This window comes from Marinomonas sp. NPDC078689, from assembly GCF_044542435.1.
GTDB lineage: Bacteria > Pseudomonadota > Gammaproteobacteria > Pseudomonadales > Marinomonadaceae > Marinomonas > Marinomonas arenicola.
In genome coordinates this window covers 515,566-536,193 of the sequence record NZ_JBITUJ010000001.1, presented here as the reverse complement: position 1 = coordinate 536,193, position 20,628 = coordinate 515,566, and the positions used below count along the sequence as shown (strand labels likewise).

At 45.6% G+C, this 20,628-nt stretch carries 19 protein-coding genes; all 19 read right to left on the bottom strand.

Going from position 1 to position 20,628, the window contains the following annotated elements:
- Positions 1 to 4: 4 nt before the first annotated feature.
- Positions 5 to 208, bottom strand: coding sequence for a DUF1656 domain-containing protein (locus tag ACIGBN_RS02450; protein ID WP_133001633.1), 204 nt, complete (start codon positions 206 to 208; stop codon positions 5 to 7).
- A gap of 115 nt (positions 209 to 323) precedes the next feature.
- Positions 324 to 1,208 carry a D-2-hydroxyacid dehydrogenase family protein gene (locus ACIGBN_RS02445; protein WP_396663451.1) on the bottom strand — a complete coding sequence of 295 codons (885 nt, stop codon included), beginning with the start codon at positions 1,206 to 1,208 and terminating at the stop codon, positions 324 to 326.
- Between the two features lie 76 nt (positions 1,209 to 1,284).
- Entirely contained in the window at positions 1,285 to 2,607 is a 1,323-nt protein-coding gene (tilS, locus tag ACIGBN_RS02440) for a tRNA lysidine(34) synthetase TilS (protein ID WP_396663449.1), read from the bottom strand.
- A 125-nt stretch (positions 2,608 to 2,732) separates the two neighbouring features.
- On the bottom strand, positions 2,733 to 3,680 hold the full coding sequence (accA, locus tag ACIGBN_RS02435) for an acetyl-CoA carboxylase carboxyl transferase subunit alpha (RefSeq protein ID WP_133001635.1): 948 nt from the start codon (positions 3,678 to 3,680) through the stop codon (positions 2,733 to 2,735).
- Between the two features lie 114 nt (positions 3,681 to 3,794).
- Entirely contained in the window at positions 3,795 to 7,271 is a 3,477-nt protein-coding gene (gene dnaE / locus ACIGBN_RS02430) for a DNA polymerase III subunit alpha (RefSeq protein ID WP_133001636.1), read from the bottom strand.
- Between the two features lie 4 nt (positions 7,272 to 7,275).
- Positions 7,276 to 7,875, bottom strand: a complete 600-nt coding sequence (gene rnhB / locus ACIGBN_RS02425) for a ribonuclease HII (RefSeq protein WP_396663446.1) — start codon at positions 7,873 to 7,875, stop codon at positions 7,276 to 7,278.
- Positions 7,875 to 9,020: a lipid-A-disaccharide synthase gene (gene lpxB / locus ACIGBN_RS02420; protein WP_396663444.1), complete on the bottom strand. Its 1,146-nt coding sequence runs from the start codon at positions 9,018 to 9,020 to the stop codon at positions 7,875 to 7,877. Before lpxB ends, rnhB begins: the two co-directional genes overlap by 1 nt.
- Before the next feature lie 79 nt (positions 9,021 to 9,099).
- The gene (lpxA, locus tag ACIGBN_RS02415) at positions 9,100 to 9,876 is read right to left on the bottom strand and encodes an acyl-ACP--UDP-N-acetylglucosamine O-acyltransferase (protein WP_341562537.1); all 777 of its coding nucleotides are present in this window, start codon (positions 9,874 to 9,876) and stop codon (positions 9,100 to 9,102) included.
- Complete coding sequence (gene fabZ / locus ACIGBN_RS02410) at positions 9,876 to 10,316, bottom strand: 3-hydroxyacyl-ACP dehydratase FabZ (protein WP_133001640.1); 441 nt, start codon at positions 10,314 to 10,316, stop codon at positions 9,876 to 9,878. Before fabZ ends, lpxA begins: the two co-directional genes overlap by 1 nt.
- 6 nt (positions 10,317 to 10,322) lie before the next feature.
- Positions 10,323 to 11,354 (bottom strand): UDP-3-O-(3-hydroxymyristoyl)glucosamine N-acyltransferase, encoded by a 1,032-nt coding sequence (gene lpxD / locus ACIGBN_RS02405; RefSeq protein ID WP_133001641.1) that lies wholly within the window; start codon positions 11,352 to 11,354, stop codon positions 10,323 to 10,325.
- A gap of 3 nt (positions 11,355 to 11,357) precedes the next feature.
- Positions 11,358 to 11,852, bottom strand: a complete 495-nt coding sequence (locus tag ACIGBN_RS02400; RefSeq protein WP_133001642.1) for an OmpH family outer membrane protein — start codon at positions 11,850 to 11,852, stop codon at positions 11,358 to 11,360.
- Between the two features lie 34 nt (positions 11,853 to 11,886).
- The gene (gene bamA, locus ACIGBN_RS02395) at positions 11,887 to 14,205 is read right to left on the bottom strand and encodes an outer membrane protein assembly factor BamA (protein WP_396663440.1); all 2,319 of its coding nucleotides are present in this window, start codon (positions 14,203 to 14,205) and stop codon (positions 11,887 to 11,889) included.
- A gap of 10 nt (positions 14,206 to 14,215) precedes the next feature.
- Positions 14,216 to 15,562 carry an RIP metalloprotease RseP gene (gene rseP, locus ACIGBN_RS02390; protein WP_396663438.1) on the bottom strand — a complete coding sequence of 449 codons (1,347 nt, stop codon included), beginning with the start codon at positions 15,560 to 15,562 and terminating at the stop codon, positions 14,216 to 14,218.
- Positions 15,559 to 16,734, bottom strand: coding sequence for a 1-deoxy-D-xylulose-5-phosphate reductoisomerase (gene ispC / locus ACIGBN_RS02385; protein WP_396663597.1), 1,176 nt, complete (start codon positions 16,732 to 16,734; stop codon positions 15,559 to 15,561). Before ispC ends, rseP begins: the two co-directional genes overlap by 4 nt.
- The gene (locus tag ACIGBN_RS02380; RefSeq protein ID WP_133001645.1) at positions 16,734 to 17,537 is read right to left on the bottom strand and encodes a phosphatidate cytidylyltransferase; all 804 of its coding nucleotides are present in this window, start codon (positions 17,535 to 17,537) and stop codon (positions 16,734 to 16,736) included. The genes ispC and ACIGBN_RS02380 overlap by 1 nt, the downstream gene beginning before the upstream one ends.
- 3 nt (positions 17,538 to 17,540) lie before the next feature.
- Complete coding sequence (locus ACIGBN_RS02375) at positions 17,541 to 18,272, bottom strand: isoprenyl transferase (RefSeq protein ID WP_133001646.1); 732 nt, start codon at positions 18,270 to 18,272, stop codon at positions 17,541 to 17,543.
- Positions 18,273 to 18,321: 49 nt separating this feature from the next.
- Positions 18,322 to 18,879, bottom strand: a complete 558-nt coding sequence (gene frr / locus ACIGBN_RS02370; protein WP_133001647.1) for a ribosome recycling factor — start codon at positions 18,877 to 18,879, stop codon at positions 18,322 to 18,324.
- Positions 18,880 to 18,886: 7 nt separating this feature from the next.
- Positions 18,887 to 19,609: a UMP kinase gene (gene pyrH / locus ACIGBN_RS02365; protein WP_133001648.1), complete on the bottom strand. Its 723-nt coding sequence runs from the start codon at positions 19,607 to 19,609 to the stop codon at positions 18,887 to 18,889.
- Between the two features lie 128 nt (positions 19,610 to 19,737).
- Positions 19,738 to 20,598 (bottom strand): translation elongation factor Ts, encoded by an 861-nt coding sequence (gene tsf / locus ACIGBN_RS02360; RefSeq protein ID WP_133001649.1) that lies wholly within the window; start codon positions 20,596 to 20,598, stop codon positions 19,738 to 19,740.
- Positions 20,599 to 20,628 lie beyond the last annotated feature (30 nt).

The window sequence follows — 20,628 nt, the reverse complement described above, 5'->3', positions numbered from 1 at the left end:
AACCTTATCTTCCACCCAATAAATAAACCGTTGCCGCCAAATAACAAAAGAACAAAGCCACCTCAAACCAAGCGACTTTCCAGATTCGTTCTCGAAGATGAAGCCAATGTAAAATAAACCGAGTGCACGCCACCAAACAAAAGGCGATAGGAAGAAGAATAACCAATGGGCTAAACTCTAACCCTGCAAAAGAGATGGTTTGTAACATCGTACCTCACCTTATACTGCCTCATAAAGCGATGCCAAAACACCGCAAACAGACGCTAAAAAATACAAAACTAACGCGCTACTGCGCCCTTTTAAAAACTCGGGCGCAATGACGTTTACCCAGCAGCGTACGCGGCTAGATTTTCAAACGCGACTCGACAATAAAGCTCGTAGCTGTTTTTCTCCACATAGCCAATGTGTGGCGTCGCCAAGACATTGGGCAAGGACAATAAAGGCTCAGAGTCAGCCATCACAGGCTCTTGCTCAAACACATCAATGGCTGCAAATCCAGGAGCACCGGCACGCAAAGCCTCGACTAATGCCCCTTGCTCCAGCAATTCAGCTCGACTGATATTAACCAACAAGGCGTCTTGTTTCATTTGCCCTAAATCGTCTTTTGTCACTATGCCTCTGGTGCTGTCATGCAACCTTAAATGCAGCGACAAAACATCACTTTGCGCAAAAAACATCGCTTTAGAGGACGCTGCTGTATACCCTTCTGCTAGCGCTTTTTGACGAGAGGCATCACTGCCCCACACCAGCACCTTCATACCAAAGGCGCTGGCATAGCGAGCGACCCGCTGACCAATTTTACCAAAACCCCAGATACCAAATGTTAAACCCTCAAGCGTTCGCCCCAACCCTAACGAGCCTGAGGATTGCCATTGTCCTGCACCGAGCTGACTGGCATAAGGAACAATATGGCGTGACGCCGCCATCACAAGCGCCCAACAAAGCTCTGAAGGCGCCACTGGAGAACCAACACCTTCTAACACGGTAACGCCTCTTTTCTGACAGGCCTCCGCGTCCAGGTGATGACTGATTTTGCCAGTCTGGCTGATCACTTTAAGCTTGGGCAAAGCGGCCAAAAAAGCCTCATCGACCGTGGTTCTCTCTCGAATCAGCACCACGGCCTCAATGTCTTGAAGGGCTCGTATTTTTTCTTCTTGGCTTAAAATATCACTGATGATAGTCACGTCATGAGCCTGTAATAAAGACATACATGCCAGGTCTTTTATGACATTTTGATAATCGTCTAATATCGCAATTTTCATCATTTTCTCATTCTGCAGAAGGTTAACCTAAAGGAAAAGGCAGCGTTTCGTTTGCGCGCCAATCAAACTTTATATCAAGGTAACTAGGGTGACGCCATAATGAACCAATTGCAATCAGCTCATCGTCCAAATAGAGATAAGGTAAATGCTCTCGCCACCAGCTTGGCACCTTCTGATCATTCAGCCACTTCTTGAGTTTTCGCCGATGACCATTAGCCAGCAAAAGGGTGGCACCTTGGGGGCGTTCACGTAGGGAAAAGCACCCACGACCTTCAACCAATAACTGATCAAAATCGCGTGTTAACGGCACCCCTGAAATCAACTCCCCAAGCTGCACAGGACGCTCTTTTGGCAACACATAAACAACACCTTGATGGCGCATAATACGTCCTGATGCGAAACAAAATTCTGGTTGCTTATGATCTTCCCCAAACACCATAGCCGCAACACTTTCTAACTGGGTATGTGTCAATGACACTCGTTTCTCTTGTAGAAAATGACGCAACCAAAATAAGCGTTTTTCTTCTGGCATGGCTGTTAGGTGTTGCAGTATTAAACCACCAAATGCATCACACCAGTCGACCAATTGCTTTGCCGAAAACTCGGCAAGCATACTGTAGTCTGTTGCCACCCGTTGCGCAGTCAAGCCTATGCTTTGTTCCATTTTAGGGAAGCGTATTTCTAATGTGGGGAGTATTCGATGACGAATAAAGTTTCGTGTAAATCTTTCATCGTCGTTGGATTCGTCTTCCACCCAATACAAGCCATGTTCTTTAGCGTACGCCACTATGCAAGCTTTGGGAGTGGCCAAAAGTGGCCGTATTAGCGTCGCTTGACCTAATGAACGCACTGCGGGGATACCAGACAGACCTTTGCCACCCGTCCCTCGCAATAAGCGAAACAATACAGTCTCAGCTTGATCTCCTGCATGATGTGCCATGAGAAAAACGTCGGCTGGATTAAGCTCTTCTTCAAAAGCCGCGTAGCGGGCTTTTCGTGCCGCGTCTTCTATTGACGCCTGCTCGCCGAGCACCACTCGCTTCGCCACAAACCGCACGTTTAACCCTTGGCAAATAGCCTGGCAATGATTCAGCCAATCCTCTGCATTCGCACTCAAGCCGTGATGCACATGTATCGCCACTAACTTTTCTTTTTGTTCCGCATTCAAGGCGGTCGCCAACGCATGGAGCAAGACATGAGAATCAACACCGCCACTGAATCCGACCCAAATTAGGCCATCACCCTCAAATAAAGCGCGAATCCAGTCAGGGTGAAAGCTCAACGGGTGAGTCGATAAAATCGGTGGTAATGAAGAATAAGCAGGCATAATCGAAATTAAAGTCATCTCTTATATAGGTATGAAGGGAATACTATACCGGAGCAGCCTTATCTATAAACAAAAAAGCCCCCTAAAAATAGGAGGCCTTTGATCACCGGTATGACTATTATAAGCCGTAAGGCGTTAAACGATTATAAACCGTAAGACATCAGACGGTTGTAACGTCGAGCCAGCAGCTCTTCGCTTGTTAATTCATCCAAACGCGCCAACGCAGCCAATACGTTTTCTTTTAAGCTTTGTGCAATTTGCTCGTGAGCAATGTGTGCACCGCCCATTGGCTCCTTGATGATAGTATCAACAAAACCAAGTTCTTTTAGACGATCCGCTGTGATGCCCATCGCTTTCGCGGCATCAGAAGCGCGCTCAGCACTCTTCCAAAGAATAGAAGCACAGCCTTCTGGAGAAATAACAGAATAGGTGCCGTATTGCAGCATCATAAGCTCATCACACACACCAATGGCCAATGCGCCACCAGAACCACCTTCACCAATAACGGTAGAGATAATCGGTGTTTTAAGACGAGACATGGCCGCAAGGTTAAAGGCAATCGCCTCACTTTGACCACGTTCTTCTGCACCTATACCTGGGTATGCCCCAGGTGTGTCAATTAGCGTAATGATTGGCAACTTAAAGCGCTCTGCCGTTTCCATTAAACGCAACGCTTTACGGTAACCTTCTGGACGCGGCATACCAAAGTTGCGAAGCACTTTTTCTTTTACTTCACGACCCTTTTGGTGACCAATAACCATCACAGGGCGACCTTCTAGTCGTGCGATACCGCCGACAATGGCACGATCATCCGCGTAATGACGGTCACCATGCATTTCTTCAAAGTCTGTGAAAACGTGTTTAATGTAATCTAACGTGTACGGACGCTTTGGGTGGCGCGCAAGTTGCGACACTTCCCAAGCACCTAGATTACTAAAAAGACTTTTAATAAGCGCGACTTTCTTGTCTTCAAGGCGGCTAATTTCGTCACTAATATTGAGCTCGTTATCGTTACCGACTAAACGTAACTCTTCAATTTTTTGTTCGAGTTCAGCAATCGGCTGCTCAAATGGGAGATAATCTAAATTCATGTTTAATTACACTGCTGTTTGGTTGCCATCAAATACAAGGCAAAAGACATTTTGCCATCTGCTCTGTCGGCGCCGCTTCTCGCAACGCTCTTTTGTACAAATTATAAAATGAGGCTAAGTATACACTAGCTGAACATTTTGTTTACCGTATTGTTTCTGAAGTTCATGAATTAATTCGTCATTGGGTAAAATCTTCCAATTTGACCCTAAACGAATATCTCCATGCGCTTGATCCGTATCGAACCCTATCACTACATCACATCCGTTCCCTCGAAATGGTTCCATGTATTTGGCCAGCTCTTGAATCGCTCTGGTCGTTACTGTTTCTTCACTCCATGTAATACGTAAGGCTTCGACATAACGAACACGAGCTTGAGGAATATCGAATATATTGCGCGCGATAACCTTTTGCCCGCCTCGGAACTCATCGACATTGATTTCCCCTTCAACCACCACGACTTCATCTTTTACAATGACGCCTTTTAAGGCTTCGTAGCTATCAGGGAATACCGTCACCTCAATGCGCGCCGAACGATCATCCAAAGTCACAAAAGCGATGTTTCCACCTTTTTTACTTTTGGTAATCCGTAAATCAACAATCAACCCCGCCATGACCTGTGTATCGCCACGCTTTGGCTGCAAATCAACGATACGAGAACGCGCAAAACGACGAATTTCTTTTTCGTATTCATCAATCGGGTGACCTGTGACATAAAGACCCAATGTGTCTTTTTCACCATCTAAACGCTGACGTCCAGACCACTCGTGTTGAATACCAATTTCATCGTAGGCATTCTCCGTTGGTTCTTCAACTGCAATACCAAACAGATCCATCATGCCTGCATCTTTACTTTTTGCGGCTTGGTCTGCTCTTTTCAAGGCGCCGTCAATCGAAGCAAACAAGGTCGCTCGATTTGGCCCTATCGTATCAAACGCTCCTGAACGCACTAACGCTTCCATTACACGCTTGTTAACCTTGCGACCGACCCGCTGGCAAAAGTCAAAAATGTGCTCAAACGGCCCATCTTTACGCGCCTCAACAATCGCCTCAATCGGGCCTTCACCCACCCCTTTGATCGCCCCTAAACCATAGACAATCTCGCCGGCTGGTGTCACGGTAAACTTATAAACCGACATATTCACATTCGGCAATTCTAATGGCAACTTCATCGAACGACATTCTTCGATGAAAATAACGATCTTGTCCGTGTTTTGCATATCCGCCGACAACACGGCAGCCATAAAGGGCGCAGGATAATGTTTTTTCAACCAAGCGGTTTGGTAAGACACCAAGGCATAAGCCGCCGAGTGAGACTTGTTAAACCCGTAGCCGGCAAACTTCTCCATCAAGTCAAAGATATTACCGGACAACTCTTTATCAACATTGTTTTTCAGCGCGCCTTCCATAAAGATTAAGCGCTGCTCAGCCATAACTTCGGCTTTTTTCTTACCCATTGCTCGACGCAACAAATCGGCGCCACCCAGTGAGAATTTTGCCAACACCTGAGCGATCTGCATAACCTGCTCTTGGTACAAAATAATACCGTACGTAGGTTCCAGAACCGGAATAAGGTCTTCATGTTGATAATCAGGATGTGGGAAAGCCAACTCGGCTCGGCCATGCTTACGGTTGATGAAGTCATCTACCATGCCGGACCCCAAAGGCCCCGGACGGAACAAGGCTACCAAGGCGATAATATCTTCAAAACGCGATGGCAATAGCTTCTTGATCAACTCTTTCATGCCACGGGATTCCAGCTGGAACACCGCCGTCGTTTCCGCCCGTTGTAACAAGTCATACACGGACTTATCTTCAAGATCGATTAAGGCAATATCGAGAGGAGGCTTACCCGCAACCTCATGGATCTGATTAATATTCTTAACCGCCCAATCCACTACGGTCAGCGTTTTCAGCCCCAAGAAGTCGAACTTAACTAGGCCCGCTTCCTCAACGTCATTTTTATCGTATTGAGTCACCAAACCGGAACCGTCTTCTTCACAATACAAAGGCGAAAAATCGGTCAACTTGGTCGGCGCTATCACCACACCACCGGCGTGTTTACCAAAGTTACGCACAACGCCTTCAAGGGAAAAAGCCATTTCCATGACTTCTGCTGCGTCCTCATCCCCAGCCAAAAACTCAGGCAACGCGGGTTCTTCTTCCAACGCTTTTTTCAGCGTCATGCCAATTTCAAAAGGAATCAACTTAGACAGTTTATCGCCAAGGCTATAGGGTTTACCTTGCACCCGCGCCACATCTCGTACTACCGCCTTCGCGGCCATCGCACCAAACGTAATAATCTGCGATACCGCATCTCGACCGTATGTTCTTGATACATAATCAATCACTCGGTCACGGTTATCCATGCAAAAGTCGATATCGAAATCGGGCATGGAGACACGCTCTGGGTTCAAGAATCGCTCGAACAGCAAATCGTATTCAAGTGGATCCAAATCGGTGATTTTAAGCGCGTAGGCCACCAAAGAACCGGCACCGGACCCTCGCCCAGGCCCAACGGGAATGTCGTTATCTTTCGCCCACTGAATAAAATCCATAACGATAAGGAAATAACCAGGGAATCCCATTTGGTTGATGATATTCAATTCGAAATCAAGACGATCCCAATATTCTTGGCGGCGCTTTTCAATGCGATCGCCATATTTATTCACCAGAAAATCAAAACGTTCTTGAAGTCCGTCGTAGGAGATCTTTTTGAAAAAGTCTTCCATCGTCATGCCTTCAGGCACCGGAAAATCTGGCAAAAAGTATTTACCAAGCAGCACATCAACACTGCAGCGCTTGGCTATTTCAACGGTATTTTCTAGCGCCTCAGGAATGTCTTCAAACAGGGCTTCCATTTCTTCAGCGGTTTTAAAGTATTGCTCTTCTGAATAGCGACGCTTGCGACGTGGATCATCCAAAGTAACGCCATCATGAATACACACTCGTGCCTCATGGGCTTCAAAATCTCCACGTTTCAAAAAGCGTACATCGTTGGTCGCAACAACAGGACACCCTAGTTCAGCGGCAATGGGGACAACCTGATGGATAAAGCGCTCTTCACCTGAACGACTGGTTCGTTGTAACTCAACATAGAAACGGTTAGGGAAAACCGACATCCAATACGCCAACTGTTGCTTGGCTTCCTCTGGATGCCCTTTTTCTAGCAACTTACCAATATCACCTTCACGAGCACCAGATAAGGCAATGACATCGTCGCTATGCGCTTCAATCCAAGCGCGCTTAATAATCGGACGACCTTCAACCTGCCCCAATTGGTAGCCTTTAGAAATCACCTTGATGATATTCTTATAGCCTTCATTCGACATCGCAAGCAGCGTCAAACGAGAACGGTCTTCAACCTTCTCATCTTCTTCTAACACGACATCCGCGCCACAAATGGGCTTAATCCCTTTGTCCATCGCGCCTTTATAGAAGCGCACAAAGCCACACAAATTATTCTCATCTGTGATCGCGACAGCTGGCATCGACATGCTTTCAGTCGTGCCCAATAAGCCTTTCACTTTTACCAAGCCATCAACTAGAGAAAACTCGGTATGAACACGTAAATGGATAAACGATGTGGACAAAATATTAACCTTCTAAAAATTTCTTCACAGGGCCAAAGGTGCGCCTATGAATAGGGGTAATGCCATATAACTCTAAAGCCGCAAGGTGCTGTGCGGTCGGGTAGCCTTTATGCTTTTCAAATCCGTATTGCGGATATTGCGCCGCCATTTTGACTATGTCTCTGTCGCGTGTCACTTTTGCTAAAATAGACGCGGCCGAGATAGCGGCATGACGCGCATCCCCTTTCACTACGGCTTCTGCTGGACAAGGCAAATCCTTGGGCACTCGATTGCCATCTATCAAAACATGTTCTGCTCTGACCGACAGCTGATTCACGGCACGACTCATCGCCAGCATACTGGCGTGCAAAATATTAAGCTGATCTATTTCTTCAATACTGGCGCTCGCCACCGCATACGCTAAGGCCTTTTCTTGAATTTCAACAAACAAGGCTTCTCGTTTTTTTTCGGTCAATTTTTTTGAATCTGCCAACCCTGCGATAGGCTTGTTAGGGTCTAAAATCACCGCTGCTGCAACCACATCGCCCGCCAGAGGGCCGCGTCCTGCTTCGTCCGCACCAGCAAGCAAATCACCAAAATACACACTACTCACAAAGGGTTCCATTAACGCTTCCCTTCAACCATATCAACAATTGCCTGGGCCGCCGTTTCGCCGGCATTTTTGCGCAACATTCGATGCAACTCCTGATAACGAGCTTGGATATTATGATCTCCCATAAAGGACTGCCAAGTTTGCAATAAGCGACGACTAAGATTAGCAGGCGTTGCTTGATCCTGAATCAATTCTGGCACAAGCGCATCATTCGCCAATAGATTAGGCAAAGACACATAAGGCACTTTCAGCATTCTCGACATGATAGCGTAAGTCAACGCACTAAACCGATACGCAACCACCATAGGTCGTTTGACCAGCATGGTCTCTAACGCAGCAGTACCCGACGCTAATAATACCGCGTCACTCGCCGCCATGACGGTACGCGATTGCCCATCAATCAACACCGCTTCTGCGTTGGCTTCTTGCAACAAGGTTTCAATTTGCTGTTTGCGCTCTTGGTTCGCCGCAGGAATCAAAAACTGCGCGTCAGGTTGCTGCTGCTTAATAAGCTTCATCGTCTCAATAAACAAAGGGGCTAATTTGGCAACTTCACCGCCTCGTGACCCCGGTAATATGCCGAACACAGGCCCTTTCATAACCGGAAGCGCCAATGCCTTTCTTGCGTCTTCTGCACTGCTTTCTAAGGGAATATCGTCCGCCAATGTATGACCAACACAAACCACAGGGATATTGTGCTGATGATAGATAGGCAGTTCAAATGGAAACAAAGCCAACATAAGATCAACAGATTTTTTGATTTTGAAAATCCGTTTTTGACGCCAAGCCCAAACCGATGGACTCACGTAATGGACCGTTTTAATGCCCGCTTCTTTTAGCTTTTTTTCTAATGGAATAGTGAAATCTGGGGAGTCTATCCCGATAAACGCCGTTGGAGGGTGAGCCAGACAAGCTTGGTACAACTGTTTACGGATGCCGAGAAGCTCACGCAAACGTCCTAACACCTCTACCAGCCCCATGACAGAAAGGCGCTCCATTGGCACCATACTCGTCAAGCCTTGCGCTTGCATTAATGGACCACCAATGCCTTCAAAGACAGCGTCTGGTTGTAACATTTTAAGGTGGGCAATAAGATTGGCGCCGAGAATATCGCCTGAAGCCTCTCCTGCCACGAGAACATAACGCGTCACCGCCATTCAATTTCTTCCATTTTGAGTAATAAAAAAACCCCGAAATAGTCCGGGGTTTTCTCTAACAATGTCTAGCGAACAATGTTTAACGAACAATGCCGCGTTCAGAGCGACGGATAGACAAAACAAAGTTGGTCACTTCAGGTATATCGTAAATAGCACTGCCTTCAAGCTCAGTTAACGCCTGCTCTAAAGTCATTCCTTTTAGATAGATCGTCTTATACGCTTTTCGCAGAGCCTTGATAACCTCAGGAGATAAACCTCTACGGCGCATCCCCTCAAAATTCATACCATGGGCTTTGGCTGGGCTTCCAGAAACCATCATAAACTGAGGAACATCTTTAGCCACCATAGAACCCATACCGCACATGCTGTATGAATTCACTTGGCAAAACTGATGAATCCCTGTGTAGCCGCCTAAAATAACAAAATCTCCCACTTTTACGTGGCCTGCAAGCGCCGCGTAGTTCGCAAAGATATTATTATTACCAACAATACAATCATGACCAGTATGAGTGCTTGCCATGAACAAGTTATGGTCGCCTATCTGGGTCAAACCATTATCCTGAACAGTACCACGATGAATGGTCGCATTTTCACGAATACTATTATGATTGCCAATGATTAGCTTTGTTGGCTCGCCTTTGTACTTTTTGTCTTGGTTTGCTTCACCAATAGAAGCAAACTGATAAATTTCATTATGGCAACCAATCGTCGTATGACCATTGATCACCACATGAGATTTAATAACGCTACCCGCGCCAATCTTTACATGAGGTCCAATCACAGAAAAAGGGCCAACTTCAACGCTGGAATCCAGTTCTGCTTTTGGGTCAACTAAAGCTGTTGGGTGTATCGTCACTATAATTTCCTGTCTGCACACATAATAGTTGCGGAACAAGCAAGCTCGCCATCGACGGTTGCTTTACATTCGAATTTCCAAATACCACGTTTTTCAGTAATGATCTTGGCTTCTAATTGTAGTCTATCACCAGGAACAACAGGACGTTTAAATCGCGCCTTGTCAGATCCAACGAAATAATAGATAGAACCATCTTCAGGCGTTTTATCCATTGTTTTGAAGCCCAGTATACCCGCAGCTTGCGCCATGGCTTCAATAATCAACACACCAGGCATAACTGGGTGATCTGGGAAATGACCTGTAAAGAAAGGTTCGTTCACTGTTACGTTTTTATAAGCGACAATAGAATCATTTAGATTAATCTCAATAACTCGATCTACCAGTAAAAATGGGTACCTATGGGGTAAGTATTTACGGATTTCTTTTACGTCCATAATCATTTAGCATCAACCTTTTGTTAAAAGCTTATTAACTTGTTGTTCCAGTTTTGAGATTTGCTTTGCCATATCATCGATTCTTCTTAGTCTAGCCGCCGAACGTCGCCATTTATCCGTCGGTTCTAATCCTGTTCCAGAAGAATATGACCCTTCTTTAAGAATTGACTTACTTACCAAACTCATCGCCGTAATATGCACACAGTCTGTTATCGTCAAATGACCAACTATGCCTACTCCTCCTGCGATTGTGCAAAAAGAGCCTATTTTAGTGCTTCCAGCAATCGCGGCACATCCTGCAATCGCGGTATTATCCCCAATTACAACATTATGAGCAATTTGAACCTGGTTATCGATTTTAACACCATCACCGATTTTTGTATTCTCAATTGCACCACGATCAATCGTCGTGTTAGCGCCAATTTCTACTCGATTACCAATTTCTACTGAACCAAGCTGATTGATTTTTTCCCAACCGTCTTTTGTCGGTGCGAAACCAAAACCATCTGCGCCAATCACCACACCGCTATGAACAATACAATCTGAGCCAATTATAACATCGTGATAAAGAGTAACATTAGGGTAAATAAGGCATTTTTCAGCAATTCGAACGCCGCGACCGATAACCGTCCCCGCGCCAATCACACAACCTGCTTCAATAACGACGTCATCATCGATAACCACATTGGGGGCAAGCACGACATTATCCGCAATGGTAGCGCTATCAGAAATAACACAACTTGCGTCCATCCCTACCCATTTCTGAGTAGCGGGAACAAACAAATGGCTCAGAGCTGCAAACGCCAGGTAAGGGTTTTTAACTATGATGGCATTATCTAATACCGACGCCAGCTCATCACTTCTTACCAACACCGCGCCCGCGGATGTTGTCGCCAACTGGCTTTTATATTTAGGGTTCGCTAAAAAACCAATTTCATGTGACTGAGCATTTTCAAGCGTCCCTAATCCGTCAATCCTTAACTCGGGGTCGCCTTTTACTCTACCCTGAACCTTTTCTGCTAACTGGGCTAGAGTATATTCCATGCTTTATTTTCCCTTATTCATTCGATCAATCAGTTCTTTTGTAATGTCGGCATCTGCCTTCGCATAAATAATCAACTCTCGGTTTAGCACCAAGTCTAATTTACGCTCTTTGATGATTTCTTTTAACGCAACTTCACCTTTTGGCGTCAGCGTCTTAATCAAATTCTGTTCAAGCTGTTTCGCTTGGCGCTGCATGCCAGCGGCCATATTACGAACTTGATTTTGACGCTGCGCCAGTTCAATACGACGTTTCTTTAAATCTTCTGGCGCCAATGTCAATTCGTCACGTTTTAAATCGTTGGCCATTTTTTTCAGTTTTTCTTGTTCGCTTTTTAAACGGGCATCCATTTCAGCGACTTGTTTTTTCGGCTCTACGGCCTCTTTTTGCCCGATCGCGCTTTGCAATAAAGCAGCACGAAAATCGACAACAGCGACCTCATTGGCGTGCACACTGCCAATCAACATAAAACCAATGAGAGCACCTAGTAGGTTTTTCATATTCTATTCCTTTATTATGCGTTCTTATTTAACGTTAAAAAGTCGTTCCTAACTGAAACTGGAATACATCTGTGTCATCGCCACTTTGTGCATTCAAGGCTTTCGCCAAGTTAAATGATAACGGCGCAATCGGAGTAATCCACGTCCAACTAAAACCAATGCTGTAACGCAGATCCGCAAGATCCACACCTTCCGTACAGTTGGTGCTGACCGAGTAACAAGAGTCAGTAAATACGTTACCTGCATCCAAGAAAATAGAGGTTCGTACCGACTTATGATCCTCCACCATAGGCATTGGGAAAATAATCTCTGCCGTACCTGTCATTAGGATATTACCGCCCATAGCCTCACTGTCATTATCACTATCAGAGTCATAGGAGTTTTTCGGCCCTAATGATGAAGAGCTGTAACCACGTACTGATCCAGTACCACCGGCATAATAGTTTTCATAAAATGGCAAATATTCTGTGCTGCCATAACCATTACCGTAACCTGCACGACCTTTCACATGGAATAACCAAAGGTTAGAGTTTTGGATGTTCCAATATTTTTGCGACGTCAAACCGACTTTGAAATATTGCTGATCACTGCCAGGCGTAGACACTTGCAAGCTTGCACTGGTTGAATAACCATTAGTCGGCAGCACACCACCAATCAAATCGCTGTCACTCCATGAGATAGAAGCAATCAAATCGGTAAAGCTATCGCCATTCGTATCAACAAAGTCACTTGTTTCAAGCGATGGATCATCACTTAAATTAATGGATGTCTGCTGCACTGTCGCGCCAAAAGTAATGCGCTGCGTATCGGATATCGGGTAACCATAGGTAAGGCCAGCACCGATTTTATCCAGTTGGTAATCCTCGATATCATCGTCGTCGTAATCACTACTTTGATAATAGACTTTCGCCCCACGACTCACGCCATCCACCGTAAAGTACGGATCGGTATAACTAATGGTGTAATCGGTATAACTGCTGGCGCGGGTAGCGTTAAAGGCCAGCTTATTCCCCGTTCCCATAAAGTTGGACTTAGAAATACCAAAACCTAGAATCAACCCATCGGAATCAGAGAAGCCAATACTCGCCTGAATACTGCCTGACGCCTGCTCTTCAACCGACACATCCAAATCCACTTGGTCGGTTGTGCCAGGGACACGACGTGTTTTCAAATCGACTTTACTAAAGAACCCCAAACGCTCAAGACGACGCTTAGAGGCTTGGATTTTAGAGTGCGTTGCCAGTGCGCCTTCAAATTGTGTCATTTCACGACGCAACACTTCGTCTTGCGTTTCGCTGTTACCGCTAAAAACAATGCGACGTACGTAGACTTTTGGCCCTGGGGTAATTTGATAGGTTAAATTAACCGTATGGTTTTTTAATTTTTCAGGAATCAAATTAACGTTGGTGAACAGGTAACCATGGTCACCCAATTCCGCTGAAATATTATCGATAATGGTCGTTACTTGGCTACGAGAAAAAACATCGCCTTTTTTCTGATCGATTTTTTTCCACACCAAATCTTCTGAAATAGGCAGACTACCACTGAGTGACACATTATTGATGGTATAAGGCTTGCCTTCATCCACATTAACCACGACATAGACATCGCGTTTGTCGGGCGACAAACTAACCTGGCTCGACTCAATATTGAAATCTAAATAGCCGTGATCAAGATAAAAGCTTTTTAAGGTATCAAGATCGCCTTGTAATTTGGCCTTGCTGTACTCATCTGCTGAGCTGAAGGGGTTCCAAGAAGCGCCTTCCTCTCCTGACTGAAAGTCTTTGGTTAACTCTTCATCACTGAACGCATGGTTGCCTACGATATTAATGTGAACAATTTTGGCCGTTTTGCCTTCATCTATCTTAATCGCAACACGAACTCGATTACGCGGCATGTCTTTTATGGAGACATCCACAGTGGCGCCGTAACGCCCTAACGCATAATACTGACGCTGTAGCTCTTGTTGGATTTTATTCAGTGTTTCAGGTTTGTAGATTTCACCAACTTCCAAACCAGACAGTTTTAAGCCACGCTTAAGGTCTTCTGTTTTGATCAAATCATTGCCATCTATGGTCAAATCCCCAATAGACGGTCTTTCATCCACCTTAAACGTTAAAACATCTTTCTCTTCATAGACATCAACATTGCTAAAATACCCAGTTCCAAACAACGCAGTAATCGCCTGATACACTTTATCAGAGTTGTAAGGCTGCCCTTGCTCAAAACCAATTACATCAAACGCTCTTGATGATGGCATTTGTACTAAACCATCAATCCGCACATCTTCTATATTTTTAGCGACACTTTGCACGCTTATCAAAGCCAGCAGTACTGCTGAAACGACCTTCATATATACCTCACTACAAACGGGCAATATCGTTAAAAATGGCTATGGCCATTAAGGTAAACAATAATGAAGCGCCCACCCGATAAGCCATACTCTGGATTTTTTCAGAGACTGGCTTACGACGAATCGCCTCGACGCCAAAAAACATTAAATGACCGCCATCCAACATAGGAATAGGCAACAAATTCAACACACCTAAACTGACACTAAGGTAGGCCATAAATTTTAGAAATGATTGCAACCCGGAATCTGCTGATGCACTAGCAACCTTGGCAATCGTAATAGGACCTGACAAATTATCGATAGAGATCAGGCCTTGCAACATTTTTCCGATAGAGGAAACGGTTAACGCCGTCATCTTCCAAGTTTGCTGTGCGCCGTAGTTCAGCGACGCCAATAAACCAAAGTGACGCTCTCGGAACACACTCTCATCCAATTTAGGTGGCACAACGGCCAACCCAGCGTAACCGACAATATCATTACCGCGCTCTATTGACCCCGGCACTATCGTTAACACAGTAGGCTCACCCGATCTCATGACCACAACAGAGACTCGACTTCCAGGGTGGTTTTGAATAAAAGTAACAAACTGCGCCCAATCGTCTATGGACTGTCCATTGGCTTTTATGACTTTATCACCAACCTTAAAGCCCGCCGTTTCCGCCGCGCCCTTCTCGACCACTTGAGCAATCACAGGCGTCACTTTTGGTTGCCAAGGTCTCACCCCAAACTCTTGAATCAAATTGTTGGGATTTTGCCCTTTCAACCAACGATCCAACGTCACTGAATCGGTTTCTTTTTCTTTACTTAATTCTTCCTGATAGCGAACGGTAATGGTTCCGCTAGTTCCAATCAAGTCTGCTAACACTAAATTTACATCTTCCCACGAACTAACGGCCGAGCCATTGATGGATAAAAGCTCATCCCCAGGCTGGATATTGGTCTCGGCCAGTGGTGTATTTGGCGTAATATGACCCACTTTTGGCGCCAATGTTTGCAGTCCCATCGAGGCCACAAGCGCATAAATAATCACCGCCAATATAAAATTGGCAATCGGCCCCGCCGCAACAATAGCAATACGCTGCCACACTGTTTTGTTATTAAATGCTTGCGATTTAAATGCTTCAGGTACATTTCCCTCACGCTCATCCAACATGCGGACGTAGCCGCCCAAAGGAATCATAGCCAGAGTAAACTCGGTGCCTGTTTTGCCAACATAACGATAAATGGGTTTGCCAAAGCCGACCGAAAAACGCAACACTTTCACACCGCATTTACGCGCGACATAAAAATGGCCAAACTCATGAAAAGTAATCAACACACCCAGCGCTACAACAATGGAAAGAATATCCTGAATCACACCCAATCCTTCTTATTAATAATGTTTGTGGTCACTTGTCGCGCCATACGATCCGCCTCAAACACCACATCAAGCGAGGTCACTGGGCAACTCTCCAGCTGATTTAATACCGCGCCATTAATCGTTGCGATATCAAGGAATCCAATTTTTCTTTCAAGAAAGGCGGCCACCGCGACTTCGTTTGCGGCATTGAGCGTCGCCATGGCTGTCCCGCCTGCGTACCAAGCGTCTGCAGCCAGCTTAAGGTTGGGGAAACGCGCTAAATCTGGGGCTTCAAAATTCAATGCGGCAATGGACACTAAATCCAGCGGAGGCACCGAGGTTTCGATTCTATTTGGCCAGGTCATGCCATACGCAATAGGGATTTTCATATCAGGATTGCCCATCTGCGCAATCACACTACCGTCCAAATAGGACACCATAGAGTGAACTATACTTTCGGGGTGAACCACCACATCAACATCCGCAGGCGTTACACCAAACAACCAGCACGCCTCAATCAGCTCTAGCCCCTTGTTCATCAAAGAAGCTGAGTCAATGGATATCTTCTGCCCCATCGACCAATTTGGGTGCTTACACGCCTGCTCAGGCGTCACCTTGCGCATCTCATCCAAAGACCAAGAACGAAACGGCCCACCAGACGCGGTTAACAACAATTTGCTGACGTGTTTTTTATGAGCCCCTTGGGCATGCTGAGGAAGGCTTTGAAAGATGGCATTATGTTCGCTATCTATCGGCAGTAGCAGCACATCGTGGCGCGCAACTTCATCCATAAATAACTGACCCGCGGTGACTAAAGACTCTTTATTAGCCAGCAAGATACGTTTCTTGGCGCGAATGCCCGATAAGGTCGGCTTCAGTCCAGCAAACCCCATAATAGCCGCCATTACTTGGTCTACTTGCGCATCGGCGGCAATGTCCTCTAAGGCCTCATCACCCCATTCAAAAGAAATAGGCAAATCAGGACACAAGGCAGCAAGTTCATCACGTGCTGACAAAGAGCCCATAACCACACGACTGGGTTGAAAGCGGCGGCAGATATCCGCCATTTTCGCCACACTTGAGTGCGCCGACGCACAAACCAATTTAAATTTCTCAGGGTGCTGTTCAATAATATCCAGCGTACTTTGCCCTATCGAACCGGTCGCACCAAGTAGACAAATGCCTTGCATCATAACCACCCAAACACACTAAGCAGAAGAACAAACACTGGCGCGGCGGCCGTCAAGCTATCAACACGATCCATCACCCCACCATGCCCAGGAATTAAACGACTGGAATCTTTTAGCGACTCATGACGTTTAAACAAACTCTCTGTCAGGTCGCCCAACACAGACACAGCCACAGTCAACAAGCCGATTGCCGCTAACACAAGCCACTGCACCAAAGAGAAATGCACCATGTAAGAAAACACCACAAGACCAATCTGAGTAAAGACCAAGCCACCAATCACACCTTCCCAAGATTTGCCTGGGCTAACGTGTGGAGCAAGCTTGTTTTTACCAAACGCTTTGCCAGAAAAATAAGCGCCAGAGTCCGCTCCCCAGATAAGCCCCATCAACAAGAGCACCCAAACAACAAAGTTATTGGATTGTTTTAAAACCACTAAGGAAGCCCAAGTCGTGATGAGAATAAGCAGACCAAATAGCAAACGACCTGATTGGTAACGCCATCCTTTCATAGACGGATAACTTACCACCCAATATAAGGCCATCAACCATAAAACAGGCGCGGCGTACAAGATGTGTTGCTGAAAACCTTGTTGGTATGTCAAAAAGCACAACGCCCCCACCAACAACGCAAAAGCGACACGAGAAAGTGCCGCTTTAACACCTGATAATCTAGCCCATTCCCAGCCAGCCAGCAGCACAACACCACCCATAGCCAACATAAAACCTGTTTTTTCTAAAACAAAAACAGCACAAACAAACAAAACGACCATCACGATGGCACTGAGAATACGAGGGAGTAACATGAATTATCGACCACCATAGCGACGTTGGCGTTTTTGATAAAGCTGAATGGCTTCATCAAAATGCAATTGATCAAAATCCGGCCATAACACCGAAAGGAAGACAAACTCAGAATACGCGGTTTGCCATAATAAAAAATTACTTATACGTTCTTCCCCTGAAGTACGAATCAATAAATCAGGAGGAGGAAGATCGGCCAACTGCATATGTTGAGCCAGCATCTCTTCATCAACATCATCCGCTGAAATTTTGCCCTCTGCGACCTGACAAGCCACTTTTTTAGCCGCCTGTGCAATGTCCCAGCGACCGCCATAATTGGCCGCCACAACAAGAACCATCCCTGTATTTTTAGAGGTTAGTGCCTCTGTCTCTTTTATCTGTCGTTGGAGTTTATCGCTAAACGCAGACAAATCTCCGACAATTCGCAGGCAAATCTGATGTTCATTTAGACGCTTCACCTCTTTTTTAAGAGAGCGCATAAACAAGCCCATCAAAGCATCCACTTCTGCTTGTGGGCGCTTCCAATTTTCACTCGAAAAAGCAAACAAGGTAAGCACTTGAATACCCGCTTTCGCCGCCATTTCTACCGCTCGACGAACCGCAGAAGCTCCGGCGGTATGCCCTGCTATACTAGGCAGGAATCTTTTTTTCGCCCATCTGTTATTGCCATCCATAATAATGGCAATATGGCGAGGGATGGCATCAGAACACGTCCCTGATCCTGTCAATTTCGACATATATCTACCTTAGCCAATAAAAAGGGTGAGCTAGGCCCACCCTTTTTATTTAGATTTCCATCAAGTCTTTTTCTTTCGCAGCAAGACGTTCTTCAACCAAAGCAACGTATTTATCTGTGATTTTTTGCACTTGATCCTGACCACGGCGATCGTCGTCTTCAGATATCTCTTTTTCTTTAACCAAATCTTTCAAACTGCCATTAGCATCACGGCGAATATTACGAATCGCGATACGACCGTTTTCCGCTTCTGATTTCGCTTGTTTGAAGTAATTACGGCGCGTTTCTTCTGTCAAAGCAGGCATAGGAATACGAATCAAGCTGCCATTCGTCGCAGGGTTCAAACCCAAATCGGATTTCATAATGGCTTTTTCGATCTCAGGAACCAAGTTACTTTCCCAAGGAGACACGCCCAAAGTACGCGCATCTTCAACCGTTATATTTGCCACCTGGCTTAACGGCGTTTCAGAACCGTAATAGTTCACTTTAACAGAATCTAGAATGCTCGGGTGTGCACGCCCGGTACGAATTTTTTTGAATGCAGATTCAACAGAAGAAACCGCTTTACTCATGCGTTCTTCAGCGTCTTTAAGAATTTCGTTGATCATAATTTCCTCACTTAATCAGTGTGCCTTCGTCACCACCTACCATGATATTAATCAAAGCACCTGGTTTATTCATATTGAATACACGAATTGGCATAGCGTGATCACGGGTTAAACAAATCGCTGTTAAGTCCATGACCCCTAATTGTTTTTCCAAAACTTCATCATAGCCTAATGTATCATACTTGACGGCAGATGGATCTTTCATTGGGTCGGCTGAGTACACGCCATCCACTTTAGTCGCCTTCAATACAACGTCTGCATCAATCTCAATACCGCGCAAACAAGCAGCAGAGTCAGTTGTAAAGAAAGGGTTACCAGTACCAGCAGAGAAAATCATCACATCGCCTTCTTTAAGCAAACGCATTGCTCGACGACGGTCATAAGGCTCTACAATCCCAGTCATGGTAATAGCAGACATTACTCGGGTACGTATATTGGCACGTTCTAACGCATCGCGCATCGCCAATGCATTCATTACCGTCGCTAACATCCCCATGTGGTCGCCAGTAACGCGATCCATGCCCGCTTTACTTAGCGCTTGACCGCGAAATAGATTACCACCACCAATCACAATACCCACTTCAACACCGATGCCACGTAGCTGACCGATCTCAAGCGCAATTCGGTTCAATACTTTTGGGTCAATACCAAATGATTCATCACCCATCAGGGCCTCACCACTTAGCTTAAGCAAAATTCTTTTGTAGTTTGGGCTCTTTTCTTTTGGCATCTCAATCTCCGACTAGGGTTGTGTCTAAGGCAACAGATGGGTCTATTGGAACGACCGTTTCTATAATCTATCTTTCATAAAAAGGGGCAGTAAAACTGCCCCTTTTTTTGAAGACATCACAGCAAGGATTAACCTTTAAGCTGTGCCGCTACTTCTGCAGCGAAATCTACTTCAGCAACTTCAATGCCTTCACCTACTTCTAGACGAATGAATGAAGATACTTTTGCGCCAGCGTCTTTTACAAGTTGACCCACTTTAACTTCTGGGTTCTTAACAAAAGGCTGTTCAACAAGGCTGTTTTCAGCCAAGAATTTTTTCATACGACCAACAATCATTTTATCAACGATTTCAGCAGGCTTGCCTGCCATGTCTGGTTGCGCACGAATAATTTCTTCTTCTTTCGCCAACACGTCAGCAGGCATATCATCGCCTTGCACTACGCGAGGAGAAACAGCAGCAACGTGCATAGAAACATCTTTAGCCAATTCAGCGTCGCCGCCTTCAAGCTGAGTCAATACAGCGATTTGACCGTTACCGTGAAGGTAACCACCAACTAGACCACCTTCAATGATAACAGCACGACGAGGCGTGATGTTTTCACCGATTTTTTGAACTAGCGCTTCGCGTGCTTGACCAATTTCACCAGCAAGCAATACAGCCATGTCAGTTTCTTTTGTTGCAAAAACAACATCAGCAACTTTGTTTGAGAAAGCAATAAAACCTTCGTCGCGTGAAGCGAAGTCAGTTTCAGAGTTAATCTCAACCAATACACCGTAAGACGCATCGTCAGCAACACGCATAACGATAGTGCCTTCAGCAGCAGTACGACCTGCTTTTTTAGCCGCTTTCATGCCGCTAGATTTACGTAGCTCTTCAATTGCTACTTCGATGTCAGCGTTTGCTGCTGCTAGTGCTTTTTTGCACTCCATCATACCCAAGCCAGTGCGATCGCGTAGCTCTTTTACCAATGCTGCAGATACTGCGGCCATGTCTATATCCTCTCAATACAATTCAAATTT